This window comes from Advenella mandrilli (assembly GCF_016595155.1).
GTDB classification, from domain to species: domain Bacteria; phylum Pseudomonadota; class Gammaproteobacteria; order Burkholderiales; family Burkholderiaceae_B; genus Advenella; species Advenella mandrilli.
In genome coordinates, this window is the sequence record NZ_JAENGP010000011.1 from 1 (window position 1) to 17,257 (window position 17,257).

Sequence of the window (17,257 nt, forward strand, 5' to 3'; positions counted from 1 at the left end):
CTGGCAGGTGTTGTTTTGGGTCTGATGACGCCGGTATTGTCCGGTCGCCTGAAAGAGCCGCCTTTAATGCTGGCGTCAGAGGCCATTAATACGTTTTCTCAACTCAATAAACAAGACGCTTCTCCCAATCACCTTGCAGAACCTGTGAAGCAGCTTAAGCGTGCCCAGCGTGAACTGATGGCACCGGTGACCCGCGTTCAAATGGCCCTGCATCCGTGGGTGGCTTATGGGGTTATGCCATTGTTTGCGCTGGCTAATGCAGGGGTTACCCTGGATGGGGTGGATTTGGCAATGGGGGGTTCACAATCGGTGTTACTGGGCATCTTGCTGGCATTGGTAATTGGCAAGCCGTTTGGCGTAATTGCCGCCAGTTGGCTGGTCGTCCGTTTGGGATGGTGTGTGCTCCCCCCCGGATTGAGCTGGGGTGGTATCAGTCTGGTTGGGTTGTTGGCAGGAATTGGTTTTACCATGTCGATTTTTATTGCCACGCTTGGCTTGGCAGATCCCAATCTGCTTGGGGCCGCAAAGCTGGGTGTATTATTGGCTTCCCTGACTGCAGCCATCGTTGGCCTAAGTTGGGGGTATCTCTACAAAAAAAGGCATAAGTAAGATACGCTGTTAACGAAAATACACGCAAATATTAAAAGATCTTGCACGGAGCATGCAATAAAATGAGGAAAGCAGTAGATGGCAAGGCCAGCGCAATTATGGTGTTGCTTTGCCTGATATGGGGGCTTCAACAAGTCGCCATCAAAGCCGTTGCCGCAGATATTCCTCCCCTATTGCAAGTTTCCATCCGCTCCGGCGTTGCTGCCGTGCTGGTTTTACTCTTTACCCGCCTGTTTTCACATGCTCAAGTAAACAGTTGGCGTAAATGGGCGTGAGATCATCAAGGCTGATAAAAGTGGCATTTGACTTGGATAATTTCAATAATGACTTGGCAAGGGCAAACTTGTAGGTGGCAGTGTTGGCACCCAATAAAAAAATCGATCGAAAATTGCTTTCTAGTGAGTGATCAGATAAGTAAGCGCTCATAAAACCGGGTTCATTCTTATAAAAAAGTGATTCAAATGCGCATGATTAAGCGCCTGCCTGTTTGCAAATATCTCCCGTCATGTATTTGTAAACTCAAAAGGACTCACCGGCTTGGCCTTATTCGCATCCAGAAAATCAGCCCACCACTGCATCATCAGTCGTCGTTCATCCAAGTGTTCTGCCTTATGAATATACGCCGCCCGGACCGAGTTTCGTTCCTGGTGGCTCATTTGCCGTTCCACCGCATCCTTCGACCACAAGCCCGACTCAATCAGCGCGCTGCAGGCCATTGTTCTAAAGCCGTGACCGCACACTTCCGTTTTGGTATCGTAACCCATTGTGCGTAGTGCTTTGTTTACCGTATTCTCGCTCATGGCAAGTTTAGGATTATGATCACCTGTAAAAATGAGTTCATGGTTACCCGTCCATTCATAAATGCGTCTCAATACGTTTATTGCTTGTTTACTTAATGGGACTAGGTGAGGAGTACGCATTTTTGCACCACGGTGAGAAAACTTGGCACCTTTTATGGCTTCCCGTTCGGCAGGGATGGTCCATATTGCACGATCAAAGTCAATTTCATTCCAGCGGCCAAAACGTAATTCACTTGAACGTATAAACACCAGTAATGAGAGTTCTACAGCCAGCTGGGTTAATGGACGGCCTTTATAGTTGGATATCCGTTCCAAGAGCTCTGGAATGCGTTCAAAATCCAGGGCAGGGCGATGCTTTACTTTGCTGGCAGGAATGGTGCCGGCGATGTCCTGGGCCGGGTTGTAGTCGATTAGGCCGCTTTGAACGGCATAGCGCATGATGGATGTAATACGTTGCTGTAGGCGTGAGGCGACCTCAAGGCGACCGGAGCTTGTGACCTTTCGGATGGGTACAAGGAGGTCACGCGTTTTCAGGTCTTTGATGCTGGCTTTTCCTATTGTGGGAAATACATCCATGGCTAGGCTTTGTAAAATTCGGGCACTATGTGCTTCTGACCATTTTTTATTATTGGCATGCCAGGCACGGGCAACTTCTTCAAATGAGTCGCCGTTGCTTTGTTCAAATTGATCTTGCTTTTTTTGTTCACCCGGGTCTATGTTGACAGCAAGCATTTTTTTGGCTTGTGCCCGTTTCTCGCGAGCAGCTGCCAGGGTGGTGGTGGGGTATACGCCAAGCGCCAGTGTTTTTTGTTTACCGCCAAAACGATAATTCAGCCTCCAATATTTGGAGCTGTTGGAATGGACTAACAAATACAGTCCTTCGCCATCCGTTAGTTTGTATTGTTTGTCGGTTGGTTTGGCTGCTCTGATCTGAACGTCGTTTAATGCCATATTGTGGTCCAATTGTTGGTACAAATAATATCGAACCAGTTTATACCAACATTTATACCAACAGCAAGTGCTTGATGCCGGTAGACTTCAATTGACTTCAGTAGACTGAAAATGCCCTGAGAGCCGCATAAATAAAGGGTTTTAGGCAAAAAAATAGACGTCTGTTGACGTCCATTGATTATCTTGTGGTGCCCGGGGCCGGAATCGAACCGGCACGCCTCGCGGCGGGGGATTTTGAGGGTTATAACACAAAACATAACATATTGATTTAATTGATTATATGCGTTTGCACATACAGCCTAAAACAGCATAATAACGCCTAATTCAGTCACATATTTGACACAAGAATGAACACCCCTACGGGTGTTTTTTTTCGTCTATAGGAAATGGAACAGATGAAAGAAGCGCATTTCAGGATTCGTAACCTGACAAGTGAGGAGTATCAATCATTAAAAAAACTGGCCAAACAAAACACTGGTAAATCTAGTATAGCCCAGCTTGCAAAACAGCTGTTAATGAAGCAGTTGGGTAAGCAGGGTTGCTTGTTGCCAGACGCTAACTTACAGGATACAGGTAATCGGATTGAGGTACGTTTGCAATCCTCTGATTTAAATGAGCTTCGGAACAGAGCGTTTAAATCAAAAATGACGGCCAACAAATATTTGGCAATGTTGTTCCAAGCGCATATACAAAAAACACCTGTAGTATCCACGAAACAAATTGAGTCGTTGTATCAATCAAATGCTCAGATGTTAAGGATTGGCCGGAACCTTAACCAGATAGCCAAGGCTTTAAATTCTGGTGCTCAAGCTGCTGTATCTACGCAAATGCTGGCAAATATTAAAGATGAACTGGATAAGCATACAGAAAAAGTGGCTGATGTTATTCAAGCAAATTGGGAGAGGATGCCGTAATGGGGTTTAACTATAGAGTAGATAACTGGTTTCTGGGCTTTGAGCGAAGTATAAAACCTAAAAAAAGTGGTGGGGGTAGTCATGGATTCAAGCCTGGTACCGGAATAACAAACTTAAAGGCAGCCGGGTTAAAAAAACCAGAGGTCATGATCAAAATCCCCAAACGTACAGGCAATTCTTCGGGGATGAAAGGCGTTAAGAGGCATCTTGAATATATCAGCAGAAATGGTTCTCTGGAACTTGAAAATCAGGATGGCCATAAAATCAACGGTACAAAAGAAATAAAAGAAACCCTGAGCGATTGGCGTAAGTTTGGGATACCGGAAAATAGTCCAAAAAGGGAAGCTTTAAATCTTGTTTTGTCCATGCCGCCCGGTACCGATCCGCAGGCTGTAAAGGATGCGGCCAGAGAGTTTGCCAAAGAACAATTTAATGGGCATCAATATGTATTTGTGTTGCATACTGATGAACAGCATCCACATGTACATTTGGCTGTAAGCATGCGTGATGAGCTGGGCAAACGTATGAACCCCAGGAAAAATGACTTATTCCACTGGAGGGTACGTTTTGCTGAAAAAATGCGGGAGCAGGGGGTGGATTGTGCAGCAACCAAACGGCAGCATAGAGGAAAGGTTCAGAAGGGAGAAAGTGCCATTGTTCGGAATATGCAAAAAAGAGGTGCTGTGTCTGAAGTTCAAAAACTACAGATCCAAGAATTGCTTATGGCCATTAAAGATAATAAACGTCCATTGCATCCTTTTTTGAAAGAGCATTTGGAAACGAAGAATATTATTATGAGCGAATACGCAAACTTAGCTAAAGAATTGTACAGAGCAGGCCATAAAGCAGAAGCAAAAATAATCTCACAACTAAACAGGGATGTATTGCGGGCTGAGATAAATACAAGGATACAGGATCGTTTTGATAATGTTATTGAACTTGTGAAAGAGCATGAACTAAATAGATGATGATTTAAATTATAAAGCCCGGTCAGTGTGTCGAAAGATGCGCTGGCCGGGCTTTTTTTGATTTTCAAGATTTAAGAAGGAGTCCTGAAGTTATTATTTTGTATGGTAATAAACTTACCTTGAGATGAAAAAATTACTATTAAAAGTTCAATGTGTTAAATATACCTTAAAAAAATAGAATAATTTTGTTTGTTTTTGATGCATTTGTTAATATCAAATAATGATCTAGGTTAATAAAATTTTTAATAAAACAGTGAGGTGTATTAGTGGATACAGGTGATGATGGATACTTACAGCAACTTGATGAGTTCTTAAGTAGACCGGATCAAATATGGCTACTTGGTGCTGGAGTAAGTTACAGCGCTGGAATACCTCTGATGCATCCCTTGACAGAGCGAATAATGCAACTGGTAGCTAAATCTATTCATAAACCATTATTAGATAAATTATTAGATGAGCTTCCAGAAAATACCCATATTGAGCATCTTTTAAGTCATCTTGGAGATTACGCCACATTAGCTAGTAGAAGTCGTTCTCAACAAGTCACTATCTCTGGCTCTATATACAGCATCAAGAATTTAGAAGATGCACATTTCGAAGTCTTGAAATACATATCTGAAACCGTACGTTGGGGTTATCGCGCTGCGGATGACAAAAAGGATGCTGACATTGGTTCATTTAAAAATCCTATAGTCTCTGCAGATTATCATTTGGGTTTTTTGAATGCTCTTCTTGGAAAACGACAAGCAGGGCTAGATAGTAGACGGCCACCGATTCGTTTTTTCACCACAAATTACGATACGCTTTTGGAAGATGCCTTGGCTCTTGGGTGCTTCCCATACTGGGATGGGTTTGTTGGAGGAGCGGTTGCCTTTAGAAATTATAGATACGGTGATAAAGAACCAACAACTGGTTTTCGCGGCCATGTTATTAAGCTACATGGTTCGATTGATTGGTATTTGGGTGATGATGGTAAGGTCTGGAGAGTTCGGGATCAGGATCTCTACCCTGATCGTGCAGGCAGGGTATTGATTTATCCGCAAGCAACCAAATACATTGCTACTCAAAGAGATCCTTTTGCTGCTCAATTCGATCTCTTTCGTCGTGCGTTATCTAATGGCAACGATAATATTTTTGCATTATGTGGCTATAGTTTCGGTGATGATCATATTAATCAAGAAATTGAGTTTGCATTATCAATGCCTGGAAGTAAAACAACTGTTCTTGCCTTTTGTTTTGAGTCTGATGGATTGCCATCTGTGCTTGAATCATGGCGTCAATCTTCTTGGGGAAAAAGGGTGTACGTTATGACTCAAAATGGTTTGTATGTTGGCCCGATTGGACCAATGCACAGTCGAAATGATGGAACATTGTTGGATTGGTGGACTTTTGAAGGTGTTACCAATGTACTTAAAAATGGTGTGGAAGGAACTGTGTAATGGTGAATTTTGAGGTGGTGCCTGATCTGAAAATAGGTAGTATTGTAGAAGTCACAGGAACAGCAGTTCGAGTAGAGTTAAGCGGTGAGGTCACTGAGCTAACTCGTAGTTATCAAGGCCGAGTTTATTCAATTGGGCAGATTGGTAGTATTGTCAAGGTTCATTTCGGACGTAGAATAGTGTTCGGATTCGTGACTTTGCTACGGATGCGATCAGAAGAATTAATAGAAAAGGGGCTACCCATTCCTCCCGAAGCAGATCAACGAGTCATGGAAATTGAATTGTTCGCTGAAGGGGTTTGGAAGGTTGCTAATAATGCACTGAAATTTATCCGGGGAGTCTCCACTTACCCATTGCCGCGCCAAGGCGTATATTTACTTACGCGTGATGAATCTGTTAATTTGTATAAATCAGCTGAAGGTGAATTTCACAATGATAAAATTGATCCATTAGTACCATTCGCCACATATGTTGGTGCTGAATCAGTTAGCTGTAGAGCTAACATAGATAAAATGTTCGGTATGCATTGTGCTGTCTTAGGATCTACGGGGTCCGGAAAATCGGGGGCAGTCGCCGCATTACTACATAGTGTTCTAGAGCACAAACCGAATAGCCAAGATATTTGTCGTCCTCGTATTATCGTTATTGATCCGCACGGTGAGTATGGACAAGCATTTGGGGATAGAGCTATTGTGTACCGAGCCTATGATCCTATTGGACATGATCAAACCCAAGGTGAGCCAATTAAACTACCTTATTGGTTGATGTCAGCTGATGAGTTTAGGTTCCTCGTAATTGGAAAAACGGAATTCGAAGCAACTTCCCAAAACAATGTTCTTTATAAAGCACTAACTCATGCAAGATTGGTTGCTGCTGATTTAGTGGAACCAGCACCTATAAGTTACGGTGGGGAAGCTCCCAACGATGGCAGTGCTCATGATGATCCGCGACCCAAACAGGGAGTTGATCTGCAAGATATTATTGAATTTGATCGAGATAAACCCTGTCCTTTCTCTTTGGATGAGTTAATTAATCATATAGTTTACTTGCAGGGGGCACGTATAAGCAAAACTAATGTTTTAGAACGTGTTCCAGAAGGTGATTTCACAAAAAATTTTAAATCTATATTGGATAAGCTCGCGATATTGCGACGCGATATGCGAATTAATTTTTTAATGACCAATTATGATGTGAATTCACCAACTCTTTCGCAGATTCTTTCACAGTTTGTTAGTGAAATTCAGCTCGGTGAGGAAAATAAAAAAGATATCCGCATATTAGATATTTCGGGCTTACCAAACGAAGTGGCAGGCCCACTTACGGGGATGCTAGCGAGATTATTGTTTCAATATAAGCTGTATCAGACGTTAGATGAGAGGAAAAGGGACCCAATTTTATTGGTTTGTGAAGAAGCTCATAGGTATGTTCCCGATCGAGGAGAGGCTGAGTATGCTACGGCACAGGTAGCAGTGCGAAGAATTGCAAGGGAAGGACGAAAATATGGCCTTGGATTGATGCTGGTTAGTCAACGTCCAGCTGACGTAGATAGTACAGTGATATCACAATGTGGCACGTGGCTTGTTTTACGGTTGACTAATCAAGCTGATCAACAACACGTTGCTCGCTTTCTACCTGATGGTCTTTCAGGAATGACTAAAGTGCTCTCAAATCTTGCACAACAAGAAGCTATTTTTGTCGGTGAAGGAGCGTCGCTACCCGCCAGAGTAAGGATACGAAATCTTTCAAATGAAAAGCTTCCTCGGTCACAGAGCGCAAAGTTTGCCGAAGGCTGGTCAGGTCAGGGATTAAGTTTGATTGACTTAGAAGTAGTCGCTAAACGAATGTCTGGTTTTGAATGACCAGTTATATGGTAACCCCTTTATTAATTCTCAATGATTTAAGGTGTATATCTTGTAATCAGATAATCGATTAATAAATTTATTTTAGAGAAATCAATGAGTTTCAGAACTGTAGAACCAGCCTTGAAGGATGTGTTAGATGACATCGCTAAAGGTATTATCCAACTACCAGACTTTCAGCGTGGTTGGGTTTGGGATGACAATCACATCAAATCGCTTATAGCTAGCCTATCAATGTCTTATCCGATTGGTGCAGTAATGTTCCTCGAGGCTGGAAGTGTTCCATTCAAACCACGCCTATTTGAGGGAGTTAGTTTACAACCGGCCCCTAAACCAAAAATCTTTGTTTTAGATGGACAGCAGCGTTTAACTTCGATGTATTTATCCCTACGTAGTGGCTTATCTGTTAAAACGAGAACAGAAAAAGGTGCGGAAACTCATCGAGTTTACTTCCTCAATATGATCAAATGTCTTGATCAAACAGTAGATCGTGAAGATGCCATTGTCTCTGTCCCTGAAAGTTTGAAAATCATATCTAATTTTGGGTATAAGATTGAATTGGATCTGAGTACTCCAGAACTCCAATATGCCCAATTTATGTGCCCTACTAGTCTAATTTTTGATCCCACTGGTTATATGAATTGGAAAATGGGATTTGCTAAATATCATGCAAAAAATCCAGATGCAGCGATGTTTTTGATGAAATTTGATCAAGAAATTTGGCTACGTTTTCAGCAATTTAAAGTGCCTGTTATTGAGCTGACGCAAGATACTCCTCGAGAAGCCGTCTGCCAAGTATTTGAAAAAGTGAATACTGGTGGCGTTACGCTGACAGTCTTTGAGCTCATGACGGCAACATTTGCTGCAGATGTGGGTGAGTTTAGTTTACGAGAGGACTGGGATGCCCGTAAAGAGCGTCTAATTGCTAAATATAATGTCTTAGAAGCTGTGGATGGAACAAATTTTCTGACTGCGGTAACGCTACTCAATAGTTATCGAAGACACCTCAAAAAGCAAACCACAGTGTCCTGCAAAAGAGCAGAAGTTCTTAAAATAACCTTACAAGAGTTCAAGGATCAACAATCCTTGGTTGAATTGGGATTTAAGCGAGCAGCAGAGCTGCTAGCCGAAGAAAAGATATTTGATGCGCGTAGTCTTCCTTATGCTACTCAATTGATTCCCCTAGCTGCTATTTGTGCTCATTTGGGTAACAGAACGACTGAGCACGGAGTCAAACAGAGTTTGCTACGTTGGTACTGGTCAGGTGTATTGGGGGAACAGTATGGTGGAGCCAACGAAACTCGTTTTGCTATGGATATTCAGGACGTGGTGGGATGGGTTAATGGTGGGTTAGAGCCACGAACTGTTCGAGACGCTAATTTTGCACCTGTACGATTGTTGACTTTACAAAGTCGATTATCTGCTGCCTACAAAGGGCTTGCAGCCCTTTTGATGAAGCATGGTGGCAGAGATTTCATTAGTGGAACTCCTATTGATATAAATTCTTATTTTAACAATGCAATTGACATACATCATGTATTTCCTCGATCATGGTGCGAGAATCAAAAATCACCTAAAGAGAAATGGAATAGTGTTATTAATAAAGCTCCATTGGCCGCGAGTACGAATCGATTTATTGGTGGTGATGCCCCAAGTTTGTATCTCTCACGCATCCAGAAAGTCAAAGGCATTAATTCGGTTAACCTCGATGAATTCTTAAGCTCTCATATTATTCCCGTGCAACAACTTCGTAGTAATGACTTTGATGGTTTTATTCGGTTGCGTGCCATCTCATTTTTAAACCTTATTGAACAAGCAATCGGTAAGACAATACCTGGCCGTGATAGTCAGGAGACCGTGAAGGCATTTGGTGGTTTTTTAATCGCGTAACGAAAGTAATTTGGTCTTGATAAGTAATTAGCCAACACATCTCGAAGATTTTCGGTCAGTACATTTAAATTATGTTAATTACATTTTTTAGCTGTACGATCGGAAAGCCTATCCGCTTGCTGATGGGGGCTGCTGAAAACTTGGACTGTTATATATCCCAAATGCGGTATACTTACTGGTACTTTCTATGTCTTTCTCTCGCTAAAGTGCTTTTATGTCCTCTAGAAATCTAAATAACGTTCAGGAGCAGACCAGATTTTCAAATGCGGAAATCGATACTATAGCGAAATTTGTTAAAGACCGCCTTTTTCAACCTAAAAACAAAAAGAAAATATCCGCATTTGTATGTGGTGCGGATATTAAGAATTCAGATACGGCTAGGTCGAGAATGGCTAAGATATTTTCTGAGTACCCCCGCTATGAAGTTCATTACCCTGAGAATATTTTTGACAATCTTCTTATGGGCCCAAAAGCACATAGTTTACTGAGTTTGGAGAATATATTAGCAGATAGTGTGGATGTGGTTATTATTTTTCCTGAAAGTGCGGGGTCGCTTGTGGAACTTGGAGCATTTGCTAATCATGAGAGATTGGTTGGTAAATTAATTTGCTTGCCAGAAAAGAAGTTTAAAAATAAAAAAAGCTTTATTAATTACGGACCCCATCGACTTATTCGCTCGTCAAGAACAGGGAAGATTATTCCTATAGACTATAACGATCTTATATGCCCACATAAAAAGTATGACATTTATAGGGAAATTGATGATGCTGTAACAAAAATAAAAAAACACCATCCTGCCAAGACTGGCATTTCCAATATCCTTGAGACAGAAGGCTTTATTCTTTCATTAATATTTATCGTAGATAATATTGGAAATATTGAACTATACAAACTTCTCAAGTCTGCTACATCACATGATGAGGGATTATGTGAAATTGCAGTGAAATCTTCATTAAGTCTACTTATTTCAAAGAGATTAATAACTCGGACTGCTTCCGGTTATTTGATTACCAATCAAGGGTCAATGCAAATTCGGAATGAATTTAAGCGTTCAGTTTTAGACGGAGCACGTTCAGAGCTTATGAATAAACTTTTTCGTAGAAATAGTGTTGTCATATATGATAGAATGCGAGATGATGCGCATCTTTAGCCGAGCGAGTTGTTCTCGCTGGATAGTGTTTCGCTGTCCTGCATTAAATCCAACTTTATGCCGCATGCAAATCTTCACAATACCTCGCCTGAGGTATTGCCTCAGATTTGCATACGTGCTTTTAAGACGTAAGGATGCGTATCACTATGAAAACTGAATCTACTGCGAATATATATAGACTAAAAAATCTCGGCCTGCCTCCTCTTGCAACAATAGAGGATATTGCAAATGCAACCCGCCTATCGCCTGAGTATATAAAATATCTGGCCTTCAGAACAAATTTTTTATATAAAACTTTTACAATACCAAAGAGATCTGGTGGTAATAGAAAAATTGCTAATCCATCACGTGCATTAAAAGGCATTCAGGGTTGGATACTCCGAAATATTCTTGATAAGCTGTCAAGTTCAGAATTTTCAATGGGGTTTGAGAAAGGAACATCGATTCTCGATAATGCGTTACCGCATACCGGTTCAACCTTCATCTTGACCATTGACCTAGAGGATTTTTTTCCTAGTATAACTGGGGAAAAAATATTTGGTGTTTTTAATTCTATCGGGTACAGCAGGTCAATAAGTCATATACTAGCCAACTTGTGTTTATTTGAAGGTAGACTTCCACAGGGTGCACCTACATCTCCAAAACTAGCAAATCTGGTATGTTCGCGTCTTGACTCAAGAATTAACGGATACACGGGGCCGAAAGGTATCGTGTATACGCGTTATGCTGATGATATTACGCTATCTAGCCAATCTCTGAACAAGCTGTATAAAGCGTATAATTTCATCCCGTTTATTCTTCAAGACGAAGGATTTTCCTTAAATCCAAATAAAACTATATTTTCTGGAACTAGGAAAAAAAAATCTGTGACTAGCTTAATTATTTCTGGAGATACTGTCGGAATTGGAAGAGAAAAATATAGAGAAATTAGATCCAAATTTCATAAGGAATTTACGGGCATAACTACAAATAAAGAACATTTGCATGGATGGATTTCATTTATTAATTCCGTTGATCGGAAATCATCTATAAAACTAAAGAATTATATTGCATGCCTGATAGAAAAATATCCAGATTCTGAAGCATCGAAGAACTTTCTAAAAATTACAGAAAAGAATAAAACCCAATAAGATTAAGTTAGTTTTTACTCTTCAAAGACTGCTTAACAGATAAATGCATTTCCATTGTCATAAAAAAGAATTAGTGTGATTACCGAGGGAAACATGACAGTTCATGTTTGAGTTGGTACAAAGAATATGAGCCAAATCTAATCTGACAGGCACTGGATAAAAAACGGGTAACTGTCAGATCATGTTTTAGCTAGTATAAGTTAGGTAATGAGCGGACAATTTTCATTGTTTCCAGACTGACAGTGATGACACGCAAGAAAAGCTCAAGCGGATATTTAGGATTGCCCATGGTTTCAATGGCCCAATCATTGGCATCGTTCACGATGCCGCTGTCTTTATGGGTACTTACGCCCTGGCGTTCAACAATCCAATCTAATGCCGGTTTACCGTTGACAACATATTCATACGCTTCCAGGGGAATACCGGTCACTGTAATTTTGCTGTTGTAGTGCAGAGTGGTTAAATCTTTTTTGGCCCCGTATTTCATTTTTTCAACGTAATAATCTTCTGGGTCGTTACCTGCGCCGATTACTGTTGCTGGGTATTTAGCCACTGTTTCATAATTTAAGTGTAGATCTGCCAACGCCTGGCCAGCTTTGCTAAATACCCAAAAGTCCTCTGCGGTTTTTACCCGTGGGATACGGGGTAACTCTTTTGAAAGGTTGTCCGCGTACCGGGATCGGTATTCTTCGGAATGAAGAAGGCCATACACGTAGTAGAAAATATTTTCTTTAGTAATTTCTTCACCCGGATAAGCTTCTTGAAAATGAGCAAGACCTTCATTTGTTATTGCATCCCGCTTTTTACGAGAACTTTCATTTCCTCCTAGTGCTTCAAATAGATCCTGAGTTTGGAATTCAGTAGAAATATCATTTCCTGTTTCAGCATCGTACAGGTAGAGGGGGAAGCATTGGGTCCCTCCATCTGATTGCAATTCAGGAATGCAATCTACCATCAGAGCAAAGCCACTGCCTTTTTGGGGACGTTGCTTCACCATAATCACCAAATTACTTGCCTCCGCATTTGGGAAGATGCGAGGCATTTGTCCAGTGCGATGATTAAAATCACCGTTGTAATATACAAATTGTTTTGTAAATGGACGATATAAACTTTTGGTAATATTTTTTAAATTAAATTTAAACTGATTCTTTTTAAGAAGAGCTTGTTTTAAGCTACTTGTCCAGCTAATTAATTCAGGATTATTCTCAATAAAATTATCAACTATTGAAATTGCCGATTTAGCATCAATCCCCTTATTTGTTTTCCAGAATTCTTGTACTTGATCATTATAAAAATCAATCATGCGAGACATATTATTGGAAACAGCCTCTTTACTGTAGTTATAACACCAGGCATCCCTGCCTGTTTCCAAACCTCTTGTATAGTTTTCAAAAAGACTAAGAACTAACTTATCCTTCTTATCACCCATAACAATATACTCATCAAAGCTTTCATCGCGCTGGTTTAGCCAGTCACCATGCTTGTCAGGAACAATCTGCTTCCAGCTTGGAATACCCTCAAGGCTTTTGTAGTCAGCAATCATTTTCAGCTTTTCAGGACGGTTCAGGTAATCACCAATGTCATGGAACAGAATGCGCCCGTGCTTTGCCGCTTTGGGGTTTTTGACCAAAATAGATATTGCTACCCCAGTCATTATGTTGAAGATATTTTGACCTTCCTTTTTCGCCAAGTCTCCAGATTTTCCTCTGATAGAGCCCCGCAAGTGGAAGATGTGAATGCTACTGAATTCATCTGCCAGGCATTTCCGTAAGCCATCTGCTGTATTCGCTTCTAAGAAACCTGCGTTCGTTACAAAACCAATAACACCGCTATGACCTATACGGTCACTGGCCCAACGAATGGCACGAATATAACTGTCGTAAAGTCCATTTTTGTTTGTAGCAGTCGATCTTTCCGCATAGGTTGTGCGAATTTTTTCATCTAGTAAAGGATAGGAGGTATTTGCATTATTATCATTGGCACTGGCTTGGCGGGCGCTGTAGGGTGGATTTCCAAAAATTACTCTAATATCCAATTTGCGTTGTCGCTTACGTCTTATGCTATTATCTTCCAGCAATTCACTAACCAGATCGTCCCTTTCGTACATTTCAAAGGTATCTGTCAAGCAGATCCCTTCAAATGGAACATATTCACCGCCTACGATGTCATGGTAAACCGCTTCAATATTAATGGCTGCAATGTAATAGGCCAGGAGAACTAACTCATTGGCATGAATTTCGTTTTTGTATTTCTTCTTCAATTGATCTGGAGTGATTAGCCCACTTTGTAGTAATCTAGTTACAAATGTACCTGTGCCGGTAAATGGGTCAAGTATATGGACTCCCTCACTTCCCAACGTCTGTCCAAACGTTGTCTTCAGAACGTCATTAACGCTATGGATAATAAAATCAACAACCTCAACAGGCGTGTAAACAATCCCCAGTCGTTCCTTCATGCGCGGGAAAGCATTACGAAAGAATTTATCATACAGCTCTACAACAATCTTTTGCTTTCCAATGGCACTATCAATGCCTGAAGCACGAAGTGCTACACTGTCATAGAATCGTTGAAGCGTATCCGCTTCTTTATCCAGCCGGTGTTCATTCAGGGCATCTAAAACACCTTGCATGGCCAATGACATCGGATTGTGTTCAGTAAAGCGATAAGACTCAAATAAGGCATCAAATACTGGCTTGGTAATCAAGTGTTGTGCTAGCATTTCAATTATTTCACCATCCGTAATACTATCATTCAGGTCATCACGAATAGCCACTGCAAAATTATCAAATGCCGCACGTTCACGGGTATTTGTCGGTTCCTCAATAATGGCGGTGATGCGGTCAATATGGGTCCTGGCAATTTTGGCAATATCATTAGCCCAATCTTCCCAATGGTGACGATTACCGATTTTCTGAACCAGCTTGGCATAGATGGCGCGTTCTATTTCACCGATTTCAAATTGAAGATCAAACTGCTCCTGGGTGGGTTGAGCAGACGCTTCACTGCCGATGGCATATTTCCCTTTTGCGTTTGGTTTGCTATTGAGTCCTTTTTTCTTTTCTTGTCTGCGCTGGATTTTATCTGTGATAGCAATGACTTCCATTTTGCTATTGTCTTTTCCAATCAAATCCAGTTTATTGATCATGGCATCAAACCGGTCATCATGGGAACGCAATGCTTGCAAGACTTGCCAAACGACTTTATAGGTCTGGTTGTCATTCAAAGCTTCGTGAGCTTCCACCCCTGCCGGGATCACTACCGGCAAAATAACATAGCCGCGTTTTTTTCCTTCTGCCCGGCGCATAACCCGGCCAACTGACTGAACGACATCAATTTGGGAATTACGGGGGGTCAAGAAAAGCACGGCATCCAAGGCCGGTACATCCACGCCTTCCGATAAACAGCGTACATTGCTTAAAATGCGACAGGTGTTGTCCGGTGCCTCAGCCTTAAGCCAGTTCAGTTTTTCTTCCTTTTGGCTGGCATTCATACTGCCGTCAACGTGTTCAGCTTCGCATTGCAGAGCGGCCACGGTTTCAAACTCTTCCGTTTTTTGATATTCCTCTAAAACTGCCTGAAACATGGACGCAATGTTCTTGGAGCTGACTTTGTGGGTCTTGCCTTTGTGGTTAGGTTCAATAACCTGGCAGAAGGCTACCGCCCGTTTCATGGGGTTTGGATCTTCGGCCAGGTCTTCGCTTAACCCCTGTTTGGACAAGGCTTTCCAGCACCCGATGATCTTGGCGGCATCGTCAACCTTTAATTGGTTATTGCCATCTGCCAAGAGCTTTTGAATTCTGCGGTTAACGTGCGTTTCTTCCACCGCCAGGACAATGACTTTGTAGTCAACTAACAAATCCAGTTTAACGGCATCAGAAAATGTAATTACGTATAATTCCCTGCCAAATAAGGCTTCATCATCCATTGAGGCCAGGGCTACATTATCCTTGTCGGCACTGGCCTTGGCTGAATCACCATAGATTCGTGGGGTGGCCGTCATGTAGATACGTTTGGCCGAACGAATAAAGTCTGAATTATGTACCCGGACAAACGCGCTTTCTTCCTGGCCATCAAAAGTAGCACCGGTCGTGCGGTGCGCTTCGTCACAGACAATCAGATCAAAGTCAGCTAAATCATATTCCTTTTGTGCCTGACTAATAACATCAATGGAATGGTAGGTGCCAAACACCACGCTCATGTGCTGGTTATCATGCCGTTTAGCCATTTCACTGGCCAGATTCTCTGGCTTGGTGGTGGCCGGGTAACGCAATTCATGGGTAAAGGTCTGAACTACATCATCATCTACTTTGCGTTTTTTACCAACATCAGTATCAGAACAGACCGCAAAACTGTGTAAGGGTATTGCAGACTCTTGTGTCCACTCGGTTAAGGTTTGTGAAAGCAAAGATAAACTAGGCACCAAAAACAATACACGACCACCTTCACCAGCAACCTGTTCGGCAATCTTTAAACTGGTAAAAGTTTTACCGGTACCACAGGCCATAATCAATTTGCCGCGATCAGCCGTTTTCAAGCCAGATACCACGGCTTGCAGTGCACTTTTTTGATGCTGTCTTAAGGTTTTCTTTTCCTGTAGTACAGGTGCCTTGTTGGGCTGGTATTTGGCCCAATCAATCTGACTGTTTTCTAAATCGTATAAGTCGATCTTGCTGACGGGAGGGTTCTGGTCTTGTAGGGCATCTTCAGCGTGGGTACTCCAATTGTTTGTTGTACTGACAATGATGCGGTGTTTGAAAATTGTCTTTCCGGAAGCGGTAAAGAAACTGTCTATATCTTTTTTCTCTATCCGCTCGTTTTCTCCATAAAATTTGCATTGAATGGCATGGTATTCATTGGTGCCGTGTGTTTTGGCTACCAGGTCTATACCGGCATCACGCGCGTCAAGTCCTTGTTCTTTTGCCCAATCCGCATAGGTACATACATCACTGTACAAATCGCGGTAGGTCGCCTCATTTCGCAGATACGTGAGCATCAGCTCTTCAAAATAAGTACCTTTTTCACGCTCGGAAACGGCAGCGTGGCGATAGGTGTTCAACAGGTTTGTAAGTGCGGACATAAATTTATCTCTCTGATTCTGGCCTGTGGTAGTTTACAGTTGTTTCAAGTGCTTTTCATTAGTAAACCCAGCTTTTGCGTGAACAGGTTATATTTCGCTTTAATACATGGTCTGAGGTCGCGTTGTTCTAAAAGAGAAGGGCGATTGTTGTCTAAAAGAACAATAGCCACGTAGTGACGTTTCTGGCTTAGAGCGGAATTTATTAAAAGTGTCCACTTTTAACGGCTTCAGCCTATCCTGCATGTAGTCTTAAAGGTCTGTCAACTTGGAAATAATTGCTTGTATTGTTTGAGGATGCTTGATTTTGGTTGAATTTGATTGTTTATGATTGAATATTATTTGAATTTGATTGTTTTAAGGTTGTTTTTATTTGATTTTATGTTGTTTATAGTTGTATTTAATTTATTTGTTATTGAATTTAGTTGATTTGTAATTGCATTTGGTTGATTTTTGATTGAAAATGATTGATA

At 41.5% G+C, this 17,257-nt stretch carries 11 protein-coding genes; 9 read left to right on the forward strand and 2 right to left on the reverse strand.

The genetic code is table 11. From position 1 onward, the window contains the following. Positions 1–609: Na+/H+ antiporter NhaA (locus tag JHL22_RS10160; protein WP_200236809.1), on the forward strand; the 609-nt coding region annotated here is incomplete at its 5' end. Positions 610–671: 62 nt separating this feature from the next. Continuing rightward, the gene (locus JHL22_RS10165) at positions 672–884 is read left to right on the forward strand and encodes a DMT family transporter (RefSeq protein ID WP_329610662.1); all 213 of its coding nucleotides are present in this window, start codon (positions 672–674) and stop codon (positions 882–884) included. A gap of 228 nt (positions 885–1,112) precedes the next feature. Here JHL22_RS10165 and JHL22_RS10170 read toward each other — a convergent pair whose 3' ends face one another. After that, positions 1,113–2,360: a tyrosine-type recombinase/integrase gene (locus JHL22_RS10170; RefSeq protein WP_200236812.1), complete on the reverse strand. Its 1,248-nt coding sequence runs from the start codon at positions 2,358–2,360 to the stop codon at positions 1,113–1,115. Positions 2,361–2,755: 395 nt separating this feature from the next. On the opposite strand from JHL22_RS10170, the gene JHL22_RS10175 reads away from it, so the two are divergent. From JHL22_RS10175 to JHL22_RS10205, 7 genes are all read left to right on the forward strand, one after another. Beyond that, entirely contained in the window at positions 2,756–3,274 is a 519-nt protein-coding gene (locus JHL22_RS10175) for a plasmid mobilization protein (RefSeq protein ID WP_200236815.1), read from the forward strand. Then, entirely contained in the window at positions 3,274–4,242 is a 969-nt protein-coding gene (locus tag JHL22_RS10180) for a relaxase/mobilization nuclease domain-containing protein (protein ID WP_200236818.1), read from the forward strand. The genes JHL22_RS10175 and JHL22_RS10180 overlap by 1 nt, the downstream gene beginning before the upstream one ends. Positions 4,243–4,508: 266 nt before the next feature. Continuing rightward, positions 4,509–5,681, forward strand: coding sequence for an SIR2 family protein (locus JHL22_RS10185; RefSeq protein ID WP_200236821.1), 1,173 nt, complete (start codon positions 4,509–4,511; stop codon positions 5,679–5,681). Beyond that, positions 5,681–7,540: an ATP-binding protein gene (locus JHL22_RS10190; RefSeq protein WP_234041235.1), complete on the forward strand. Its 1,860-nt coding sequence runs from the start codon at positions 5,681–5,683 to the stop codon at positions 7,538–7,540. Before JHL22_RS10185 ends, JHL22_RS10190 begins: the two co-directional genes overlap by 1 nt. Positions 7,541–7,636: 96 nt before the next feature. Beyond that, positions 7,637–9,430 (forward strand): GmrSD restriction endonuclease domain-containing protein, encoded by a 1,794-nt coding sequence (locus JHL22_RS10195; RefSeq protein ID WP_200236824.1) that lies wholly within the window; start codon positions 7,637–7,639, stop codon positions 9,428–9,430. A 214-nt stretch (positions 9,431–9,644) separates the two neighbouring features. Beyond that, positions 9,645–10,580: a retron St85 family effector protein gene (locus JHL22_RS10200; protein ID WP_200236828.1), complete on the forward strand. Its 936-nt coding sequence runs from the start codon at positions 9,645–9,647 to the stop codon at positions 10,578–10,580. Positions 10,581–10,726: 146 nt separating this feature from the next. Beyond that, on the forward strand, positions 10,727–11,710 hold the full coding sequence (locus JHL22_RS10205; RefSeq protein WP_200236831.1) for a retron St85 family RNA-directed DNA polymerase: 984 nt from the start codon (positions 10,727–10,729) through the stop codon (positions 11,708–11,710). 190 nt (positions 11,711–11,900) lie between these two features. On the opposite strand, the gene JHL22_RS10210 is transcribed toward JHL22_RS10205, so the two are convergent. Then, on the reverse strand, positions 11,901–16,787 hold the full coding sequence (locus tag JHL22_RS10210; protein ID WP_200236834.1) for a DEAD/DEAH box helicase: 4,887 nt from the start codon (positions 16,785–16,787) through the stop codon (positions 11,901–11,903). Positions 16,788–17,257: the final 470 nt, after the last annotated feature.